The sequence below is a fragment of the Yinghuangia sp. YIM S10712 genome, assembly GCF_051388935.1.
Taxonomy (GTDB): Bacteria; Actinomycetota; Actinomycetes; order Streptomycetales; family Streptomycetaceae; genus Yinghuangia.
The window spans coordinates 143,466-153,118 of record NZ_JBPKBI010000007.1; the positions used below are offsets into that span (position 1 = coordinate 143,466).

The window sequence follows — 9,653 nt, forward strand, 5'->3', positions numbered from 1 at the left end:
CCCGGAACACACAGTGTTCCGGGCCGCGTCGGCGTTTCTGCGCCGGGATCCGCTTGCGCCGGGGTCAGCCCGACGCGCGGTCGCGTTGGCCGCTCGCGGTGTACGTCACGGAGAAGTCGTCCTGCCGCTTCTCGTACTGCGCGAGGGCGAGGCCGAGGCCGAAGAACGTCGGCGCCCATTCGCCGACGAAGATGCCCCAGCGGTCGGCTCTTTCGATGTTCTCCGCCTTGTTGCTGGCCAGCCACGAGGCGAAGCTGAGGCCGATCGAGGCGACCGCCGCCGTGTAGGCGTGCTCGCTGCGCAGTCCCATGTCGTGCAGTTTCTCGATGATCATGCCGTCCTCCGTTGTCGAGTGGACCTCGTCGCGCGGCTGTCCGCGGAACGTCTCGGCGACACGGCCTCGCGGGCGCGGGTTTCCGCCGCGCGGGTTCACGGATCTCTCCGACGACCCTTGACAGTTGCATGGATCGGGCTTCATTCTTACTGCATACGAAAGAATCCTTCGCAGTTGCGAAAGTCATGCGAGAGTCTTCGGCCGAAAGGACAGCCGTGAAGCTTGACCTGCTGTACGAGTTCCAGCCCAAGATCGGCCCGTACGACGAGCCGTTCCCCCTCGGTCAGAAGCGGGCGGAGCAGCAGACGTACGCCGAGGCCTTCGAGGAGATCAAGTTCGCCGACAAGCTCGGGTTCCAGACCGCCTGGTGCGTCGAACACCACTTCCGCGAAGGGCGCTCCGCGGCTCCGTGCAACGAGACGATCCTCGGGGCACTGTCGCAGGTCACCGAGAACATCCGGCTCGGGTTCGGCGTGGTGCTGCTGCCGTCCGGGTTCCAGCACCCGATCCGGGTCGCCGAGAAGGTCGCGACGGTCGACCTGCTGAGCGGCGGCCGGGTGGAGTGGGGCTCGGGGCGCTCGACGCCGAACGAGCAACTCGCCTTCGGCGTCCCGGCCGACGACCGCTCGCGCGACATGTGGCGCGAGGCTTTCGAGTTCGTCATCGAGGCGTGGTCCAGCGAACGGATGTCGTGGAAGTCGGACACCATCGACTTCCCCGAGCGCTTCATCACCCCCCGGCCCTACCAGGACCCGCACCCGCCGGCGTGGCTGGCGGCCGCGAGCGAGCAGTCGGCGTACAACGCCGGGAAGCTCGGGCTCGGGCTGCTGTCGTTCGCGCTGATGCAGCCGGTCTCGAAGATGGCGGAGGCGATCAACACCTACCGCCGCGGCCAGGCCGACTGCGTGCAGCCGCTGTCGAAGGTCAAGAACGACCGCGTCGGCGCGTACACCCTCGTGCACTGCACGGACGACCTCGACGACGCGGAGCGCTACGGGCTCTGGGACTCGGTCAAGTGGTGGTACCAGAACCTCGCAGAGTTCACGCTCGAATGGGAGCTCGCGCACCTGCCGGAGGAGGAGAAGGAGAAGGTCTTCCCGCTACTCCAGCCGACCATCCAAGGCGACATCGACATCGCCAAGTACACCGAGCAGGACATGATCATCATCGGGACACCCGAGGAGTGCCTGGAGAAGATCCTGAGGTACGAGGAGGCGGGCGTCGACCAGCTCCTGTGCTACTCGCAGTTCGGGAAGCTGCCGCACGAGAAGGTCATGCGCAGCCTCGAACTCCTCGGCACCCGGGTCATCCCCGAGCTGGAGAAGCGCGGGCACCGCGTCGACTACCAGGCACTCTTCAAGGACGCGTGAGCCGTGGACCTGATCTCGCTGCTGCGGCTCCAGGCCGCGGCACAGCAGCAGGAGGAGGCCGACCGCCGGAAGGAAAGCGCCTCGGCACAGGCACCCGGCGAGCCGGCGAGGGAGGCGGCCGGGCCGGCCGCCGAGGAACCCGGCGCCGAGGCGTCAGGCGGGGAAGCGGCCCCGGGTCTGCTTGGTGACGACCGTGGCGCAGGCCTTGACCCGCTCGGCGATGGCGGTGACGTCCTTCCCGGTCAGTCCGGGTGAGAAGCCGGAGGCGGTGATGGCGACGAGCGCGCGCCGGTCGGCGTCGAACACCGGCGCCGACGCCATGCCGAGGTCGTACGTCCGATCGGGTTCGATGACGGGCAGGTCGTAGTCGTGCAGCGAGACGGAGCCGGCGAGCGCGTTGCGGTCCTCCGCTCCGGCGCCCTCGGCAAAGGACCGCGCGGCGTCGGAGAAGCGCTTGATACCCGAGGCCAGGCCCAACGCGTATCCGCGCTCGCGCACGCTCGCCAACGAGCGCTGGACCTGTTCGCGGTCGAGCGCGAGCGGCGAGCGTTCCAGCCACGCCTCGACCTCGCCGGGATGCGCCCAGGCCATGAAGACGAGGCCGAGTGGCGGGTCGAGCGGCACGCGCTCGCCTTCCTGGAAGCCTCGGCCGTAGCGCGAGGCCGTCTCCCCGACGGCGACGAAGACGATGTCGACGGGGGTCGCGGCGGTGACCACCACGTCCGCGTGGAGCTCGGCGGCGAGCCCGGTGATCTGCTCGGCGGCGACGCGGATCGCCGGGTGCTGCTCCAGCGCGGCCATGCCCGCGCTGACCAGCGCCGGGCCGAGGCCGTACGTCTTCCGCGCGGGGTGCCGGGTGAGGTAGCCGGCCTCCTCAAGGACGGCGAGCACCGCGTGGGCGGACCCGAGGCTGCTCCCGGTGCGCCGGGCGATGTCGGAGATCGTGAACTGCTCGCCGCGGTGGGCCACGAGGAGTTCGATGATCTTCAGCGCCTTCGCGGCGGCGGGTGCCGGTCGTGCCATGAGGTCCCCCAGGGATCGCGGTCGAGCCGGTCGGCACCCTATCCCACACCACGTCATTTTTCGTAACCGCGAAGGAAATTTCGCAAGGAGCATGATGCACCGCGAGCTTGAGAACGCATTCGAACTTGTCGGACGCACCGCCGTCGTCACGGGCGCGGCGAGCGGCATCGGCCGGCAGGCCGCAATCACCTTCGCCCAGGCGGGTGCCGACGTCGTCGTGGCCGATGTCGGCGAAGCCGGTCTTGAGGAGACCGCGGCGCTGGTCCGCAAGACGGGGCGCACCGCGACGGTGGTCCCCACCGACGTCTCCGACCGGGCGGCGGTCGACCGCCTCGCGCAGGCCGCGCTCGACACGCACGGGCGGATCGACGTCTGGGCGAACGTCGCCGGGGTGATCCGGTACGGCGCCATCGTGGACACGTCCGAAGAGGAACTCGACCTGATCCTCTCCGTCAACGTCAAGGGCACGTACTGGGGTTGCGCCGCGGCCGCACGCGCGATGACGGCGCAGGGCAGCGGCTCGATCATCAACGTCGCGTCCGCCGGGATGGACTCGGCGACGCCCGGCATCTCGTGCTACGCGCTGAGCAAGTCGGCGGTGGCGATGCTGACCCGCACGCTGGCCGCCGAGGTCGCGCCGCACGGGGTGCGGGCGAACACCGTCTCGCCGGGCTGGGTGCCCACCGGCATGACCGCGCACTACTGGACGAACCCGGACGGCACCGTCGACGAGGCCCGGCGGGAGCAGATGTTCACCGACCGTGCGGAGCACGCACCGCTGAAACGGATCGGCGAACCGGCCGACATCGCCTGGGCGATGCTCTACCTCGCCGCCGACGCATCGCGCTTCGTCACCGGGCAGATCCTGCGGGCCAACGGGGGCGTGGCCATGGTGTGACCGCCGCGACGCCTCGCACAAAAAGCCGCCGCAAGGGACTTCGCCGACGAAAGGCCGTCATCCATGACATCCACCGACCAAACCCCGATCCCCGTCTACCGTGACCTCCTCGATCTCACCGGCCGCAATCTCGTCGTCCTCGGCGCGGGACAGGGCATGGGCCGCCAGACCAGCCATGCGCTCGCGCAGTCCGGGGCACGCGTGGTGTGCGTCGACATCGACGACAAACTCGCGCACGAGATCGCCGAGGAGGTGGGCGGCGTGCCGTGGGTCGGCGACGTCACGAAGTCCGCCGACGCGGCTCGTCTGGTCGACGAGGCCACGGCCGTGCTCGGCGGGCCGTTGCACGGTTTCGTCGACATCATCGGCCTGGCCGAATGGGTCGACGCCCTCGACATCGACGAGGACATGTGGGACCGGCAGTTCGACATCTGCCTCCGCCACGCCTACCTGGTGAGCCGCAACATCGGCCGGCACATGGTCGACACCGGCACGCCGGGGACGATGGTCTTCATCGCCTCGGTGAACGGCATCACGGCGTCGCGGCGCCACGGTGCGTACGGTGCCGCGAAGGCGGGTCTCATCTCGTGGGTCAAGACACTCGGACACGAACTCGGCCCGCACAACATCCGGGTGAACGCTGTCGCGCCCGGCTCGATCATCACGCCCCGCCTGATGGCGGCCGGCGCGCCGAAGCCGTCGAAGGAGAAGTCCGCCCCGCTTTCGCCGCTGGGACGCAACGGCCTTCCGTTCAACATCGCGTCGGCGGCGCTGTTCCTGAGCAGTGAGCTGTCGGCGTTCATGACCGGTCAGACGATCGTCGTCGACGGCGGTGTGTCGATCATGGACCCGTACGCGGGGCTGACGTGAGCACCGAGACCATGGCACCGGGCAACGCCGCCTCGCCGGCCCTCGGGACGCTGCCGCCGCTGCGGCACTCGACCGTGCCGACGCCGGCGGACCTCACCGCGCGCCGCGCAGGCGCCGGAGCCGCCCGCAAACCGGTCGACCTGCCCGGCATCACGGTCACGGAAGTCCGGTACGGCGACGTGCCGTGCGTGGTCTGCGCACCGCCGCAGCCGCGCGGCGTACTCGTGTACTTCCACGGCGGCGGCTACCGATTGGGGTCGGCCGCCCAGTTCGCGGCCTTCGGAGCGCGGCTGGCCGACACCACGGGCGCGCGTGTGGTGGTCGTCGACTACCGGCTCTCACCCGAAAACCCCTTTCCCGCCGCACTGCACGATGCCGTACGGGTCTACGAACAAGTCCTCGCCGAGTCCGGGCACCCCCCGATCGTCCTCGGCGACTCCGCGGGCGGCGGCCTGGCCGCGGCGCTCACCGTCGCCTGCACCGGCGCCGGACTCGCCCTGCCCCGGGGGCTGGTGCTCATCTCGGCGTGGCTCGACCTGCGGTGCACCGCCGACAGCTACCACTCCCGCGCCGCGACCGACCGGCTGTTCTCGTACGACGCCGCGAGTCAGGCCGCACAGCAGTACCTGCAAGGGCACCCTGCCGAAGACCCCCTGGTGTCACCGCTGTTCGGCGACCTCACGGAGTTTCCCCCGACACTCCTGCTGGCGAGCACGGACGAGGTGCTGCTCGACGACACCGTCGCCATGGCGGCCTGTCTGACGGAGGCGGGCGTGTCGAACACGACGCACATCGAGCGCGGCGTACCGCACGCGTGGCCCGGGATCTTCCCCGATCTCGCCGAATCGGCGGCGGCGCTGGACATGATCGGCCGGTTCGTCGCCGCACACGGCGGCACGACCGAGGCGACACACGAGGGACGGACGACGTGACCGACGCAGGACGGCTGGCGGGCAAGGTCGCGCTCGTCACGGGCGCGGCGCGCGGCATCGGGGCGGCCACCGCGGCCCGGTTCGTCGACGAAGGCGCGTTGGTGGTCGCGGCCGACATCGCCGTGGCGCCCGAGACCGAAGCGGAAGTCGGGACCGAGTCCGAAACGGACTCGGTCGGTCCGCACGCCCCGGTCGCGATCGCACTGCACCTCGACGTGACGGACCCCGGGTCGTGGACACGAGCGGTCGCGGCCGCGACCGACCGATTCGGCCGACTCGACATCCTGGTCAACAACGCCGGGGTCGGGGCGGGCGGGCCGTTGCACAAGATGCCCCTCGACCGGCACCACCGGGTGATCGACGTGAACCTGCACGGGGTGTTCCTCGGTATGCGGGCGGTCACCGAGGCGATGTCGGCCGGTGGGGGCGGGTCCATCGTCAACATCTCCTCCATCGACGGGCTCGTGGGCATCCGGAACCTGACCAGCTACGTCGCCTCGAAGCACGCGGTGACCGGCATGACGCGGTCCGCCGCCCTCGAACTCGGGGCGCTGGGGATCCGCGTGAACTCCGTTCACCCTGGGGTGATTTCGTCGGACCTGGTGATGCAGTCACCCGTTCTCGATCACCTCGAACGCCTCGTGGCGCGGCAGCCGATCCCAAGGATGGGCCGTCCCGAAGAGATCGCCGCGATGGTCACCTTCCTTGCGTCGGACGAAAGTTCGTACTGCACCGGGTCGGCCTTCGTCGTCGACGGCGGCCACCTGGCCGGCCCGTGGCGCGAGGACTACGGCACGATTTCGCCGACGTCCGGCTGAGGTCCACCCGCCGCGGCTGCCCGGTGTGCCGCTGAGCCGACACACCCGCGTCGCATACCCGACCGACCAATCGGCCGAGGGCCCCACGGCTCTCGGCCGATTGCCGTGCGACGCGCCTGCGCCCGGAGCGCCTCGCGCCGATCCCCATGCCGCCGGCACGGCACGCTCGGCAGCCAAAAGTCTTTTATCACCGACGAGTTCGCGTCCACGCGCAGGGCTCTCCCGCAAGCTCTCGCGCGCCATTGCCGCACCGCCGCCACCCCCGCGGCAAGTGGTTGCCTTTTGTTGCCAGGTAGCGGAACGAAAGCTTGTTACCGGCGGGTTGCGTTCGCTATAACCCTTGTCTTGCACGGGGATTTCGCCCCTTCAAGGGACCAACTGTGCGGGTTGTCAGGTGATTTCCGATCACACACGATCCGCCCCTGCGTTCTGCCTCGGGCGTCCCTTGCGCAGCACCACCGCACCTCCCGTTCCACGTGCTCGACGCGCGTGCGACCCAGCACGCGTACTCCTGCCTCGAAGGGAAATTCGGTGAGTCAATCCGCAACAGGCACCCATCGCAAGCGCCGACGGACGCTGTCCTCCGTCGTCGCGGCGTTGGCTGCCGTGGTGATCCCCCTGACGGTCGGCTCGGGCCCGGCAACCGCCGCCGTCGAAATCGACCGGTACGCCGCTCTCGGCGACTCGTACGCCGCGGGCATCGAGCTCCCGAACGACAAGGACCCGGGCGACTGCTGGCGATCGGACCACAACTACGCCACGCTCGTCGCCGAGGAACTCGGCATCCCCGCACTCGACGACATCACCTGCGGCGGTGCCACCACGGTCGAGATGACCCAGCCGCAGGGCACCAATCCGCCCCAGCTCGGCGTCCTGACGGCGGACACCGACCTGGTGACGCTCCAGATCGGCGGCAACGACATCGGCTTCGCCGAAATCCTCCAGGAGTGCCTGGGCTCCGGCCTGTGGCCGTTCGGCTCGCCGTGCAAGGACAAGTACACGGCCGGCGGCACCGACCAACTGCTCCAGCGCATCCAGGCCACCGCCCCCAAGATCGCGGCGACCGTGCAGGCGATCCGCGAACGCGCCCCGCAGGCACGGATCTTGGTTCTCGGCTACCCGCCGATCCTGCCCGACACCGGCTCCGGCTGCTGGCCGATGATCCCGATCGCCTTCGGCGACGCGCCGTACCTGCGCAGCGTGCACAAGGCACTCAACACCATGATCGCCCAGCAGGCCCAGGCCAACGGCGCCACTTATGTGGACATCTACACACCCAGCATCGGCCACGACGCGTGCAAGGCGGCGGGCACACGCTGGGTCGAAGGACTGAGCTCGCCCTTCTTCCACCCGAATGCGACCGGTCACTCGGCCGTGGCGGACATCGTCGCCTCCGCCGCGGCGTAACCCGCTCCGCCGGGCGCCCCGTGACGCTCTCGCGCCCGCCGTCCGCAGCGGCGGGCGCGAGAGCCGTTCCGGAACCCGCCCGGGGCCGACCGAAGCAGTAACGCGCCTTGTGGCAATGTCAGTTGCGGATCCTTCCACACCCCAACCCTCACTCGGCCCTGTTGCCCGCCTGGTCCGACCGACCCGCGCATCCCGGCTTCGTGCAAGCGGTCGTGGGCGGCCGGCGCCCCGTCCGCGAACCACGCACCACCGTCGTTCGCCAGCCGCTCAGAACAACAGCTCGTCACACAACTTCTGTCCCATCAGCCTCATGCAATCCACCACCCGCACACACCTCACGCACGCGCCGGGCGTTGTGACCGCCGAACAAGCGATCCACTCGTCGCACGAAGAGCGTTAATCGGTGCGGGTCCTGCGAGATATCTCCGCCCGGGCATCTCGGACATCCCGGGATCGGGGTGGATGGCTGGCACTTTCGGGCGGATTTCCCGCCTTCGCCTACCCGTGACCCTCTCACCGTTCTATCGTCAGCCCGATCGGTGTCACCCGAGGGAAGGGGCCGGCCGTGACCCGACGAGGAATGGGTGTTGCCCGGGTCGGACAGGCGTTGGGGCTTGTCCCCCGGCAGGTTCGCCTCGCCGCGCGCGCGGGACTGCTGGACCAGCACGAGGACGGCACGTTCGACGCGGACTGCGTCGCACGCGCCGCCGCGGACCAGCGGCGGTTCATGGACGCGCTGCACCGCGAGGAACCGCTCAGTGCGCGGCAGGCCGCCGCGCGGCTGCACGTCAGCCGCGAGCGATTCACGCGCGTCGCGCGCACCGCCGAACTGCCGGTGGTGGAACGCCAGTGGCTGCGCCGCAACGGGCGGGACATCGAGGTCTGCTACTACCGCACCGCCGACGTCGACGCGCTGCTCCCGCATGTCGTCGCCGACATCGAACTGCGGGCGGCGGCGGCCTTGGTCGCAAGGTCGCAGGCCGCCGCGAAGGCGGCCCTGACCCGCGCCCACAATCGCGAACGAGCCAAACACGCACGCCAATTGCTCGAGACCCGGCGTACCGACGAAGTCGGCGACCCGGTCGAGACCGTCCTGTGGGCGGTCGCGCTCGGCGGCGCGCACGGCCGCATCGCGCCACGGCTGCGCCGTTTCCGCGACGATCCGCGCGCCGTCGCGCTGGCCGAAGTCGTCACCCACGCCCGCCTGGCGGCCGAGGAGCTCGAACGCCTCGCCGCCGAGGCGACCGGGCCCGCGTTGCGCGCGCTGCCCCTGCTCGCCCGTCCCAACGAAGTCGCCGCGCGCCTCGGCGTCCCGGCACTGCGCGTCGCGGAGCACACGCCGGCGCTGCACGGCTACATCGCGCGTTCCAAACTCGACGAACTCGCCGCGGTGCCGCCGGAGTGGCTGCTGCTGCTGCGCGGCGACCAGGAGTTGGCGCGCGTCGCGGCGCTGTGGGACCGCGAGCAGGAGCGGGTGTGGGAGCTGGAGCGTGCGCGGGCCGACGCGGTCATGCGGGACGCGGCGCGCGCGGTGTCCCGGTTGTCGGATGAAGCCGTCGCGGAACTCTTCGGTCTGGACATCGAGTTGGTCGCGGGCCTGCGTCCGCGCAGCGGTCGGTGGTCGACCGAACACGTCGAGGAGGTGCTGCGGACGCGTCCGGCGTGGCTCGGCGACGCGGCGGCGGCGCGCGCGGAGTTGGCACGCCGGGCGCGGTCGGCCGAGCGGCGGGCGGCGGCCCGGGCCGCGCGGCGGCTGGCGTGGCGGCGTGCGTGGGCGCAGGTGTTCGGGGTGCCGGTCGAGGACGTCCCGGAGTCGGTGGGCCGCCCGACCCCCGCGGCAGTACGCGCCGCCCTGACCGCTCCCCCGCGATGGGCACAGGCGTCGGACGGCGACGGCGCGGGGGCTTCTGTCTGACGCGTTGCAGGAGACGCAGCCTTCGCCCGCCTCGCCTGGTGCGGTGGCAACGAACGTTTGCCTGGTCTCGTCGCGCCGGGCCCGGC

The 9,653-nt window shown here is 70.6% G+C and carries 9 protein-coding genes; 7 read left to right on the forward strand and 2 right to left on the reverse strand.

The annotated features are described in order from the left end of the window. Nucleotides 1-64: 64 nt before the first annotated feature. Nucleotides 65-334, reverse strand: a complete 270-nt coding sequence (locus tag ACRX5W_RS17205) for a hypothetical protein (RefSeq protein ID WP_436789039.1) — start codon at nucleotides 332-334, stop codon at nucleotides 65-67. 215 nt (nucleotides 335-549) lie between these two features. On the opposite strand from ACRX5W_RS17205, the gene ACRX5W_RS17210 reads away from it, so the two are divergent. Further along, a complete protein-coding gene (locus tag ACRX5W_RS17210; RefSeq protein ID WP_436789040.1) occupies nucleotides 550-1,704 on the forward strand; it encodes an LLM class flavin-dependent oxidoreductase in 1,155 nt (384 codons plus the stop codon). 153 nt (nucleotides 1,705-1,857) lie between these two features. Here the strand turns inward: ACRX5W_RS17210 and ACRX5W_RS17215 are convergent, their stop codons facing one another. After that, the gene (locus ACRX5W_RS17215) at nucleotides 1,858-2,727 is read right to left on the reverse strand and encodes an IclR family transcriptional regulator (RefSeq protein WP_436789041.1); all 870 of its coding nucleotides are present in this window, start codon (nucleotides 2,725-2,727) and stop codon (nucleotides 1,858-1,860) included. Nucleotides 2,728-2,821: 94 nt separating this feature from the next. Here ACRX5W_RS17215 and ACRX5W_RS17220 point away from each other — a divergent pair, with 94 nt between their 5' ends. The 6 genes from ACRX5W_RS17220 (at nucleotide 2,822) to ACRX5W_RS17245 (ending at nucleotide 9,567) form a co-directional block, all read left to right on the forward strand. After that, the gene (locus tag ACRX5W_RS17220; RefSeq protein ID WP_436789042.1) at nucleotides 2,822-3,625 is read left to right on the forward strand and encodes an SDR family NAD(P)-dependent oxidoreductase; all 804 of its coding nucleotides are present in this window, start codon (nucleotides 2,822-2,824) and stop codon (nucleotides 3,623-3,625) included. A gap of 63 nt (nucleotides 3,626-3,688) precedes the next feature. Further along, nucleotides 3,689-4,495 carry an SDR family NAD(P)-dependent oxidoreductase gene (locus ACRX5W_RS17225; RefSeq protein ID WP_436789043.1) on the forward strand — a complete coding sequence of 269 codons (807 nt, stop codon included), beginning with the start codon at nucleotides 3,689-3,691 and terminating at the stop codon, nucleotides 4,493-4,495. Continuing rightward, entirely contained in the window at nucleotides 4,492-5,427 is a 936-nt protein-coding gene (locus tag ACRX5W_RS17230; RefSeq protein WP_436789044.1) for an alpha/beta hydrolase, read from the forward strand. The genes ACRX5W_RS17225 and ACRX5W_RS17230 overlap by 4 nt, the downstream gene beginning before the upstream one ends. After that, nucleotides 5,424-6,245: an SDR family NAD(P)-dependent oxidoreductase gene (locus ACRX5W_RS17235; protein ID WP_436789045.1), complete on the forward strand. Its 822-nt coding sequence runs from the start codon at nucleotides 5,424-5,426 to the stop codon at nucleotides 6,243-6,245. Before ACRX5W_RS17230 ends, ACRX5W_RS17235 begins: the two co-directional genes overlap by 4 nt. A 531-nt stretch (nucleotides 6,246-6,776) precedes the next feature. Then, on the forward strand, nucleotides 6,777-7,652 hold the full coding sequence (locus ACRX5W_RS17240) for an SGNH/GDSL hydrolase family protein (RefSeq protein WP_436789046.1): 876 nt from the start codon (nucleotides 6,777-6,779) through the stop codon (nucleotides 7,650-7,652). 565 nt (nucleotides 7,653-8,217) lie between these two features. After that, nucleotides 8,218-9,567, forward strand: a complete 1,350-nt coding sequence (locus tag ACRX5W_RS17245) for a hypothetical protein (RefSeq protein ID WP_436789047.1) — start codon at nucleotides 8,218-8,220, stop codon at nucleotides 9,565-9,567. The last annotated feature ends 86 nt before the right edge of the window (nucleotides 9,568-9,653 follow it).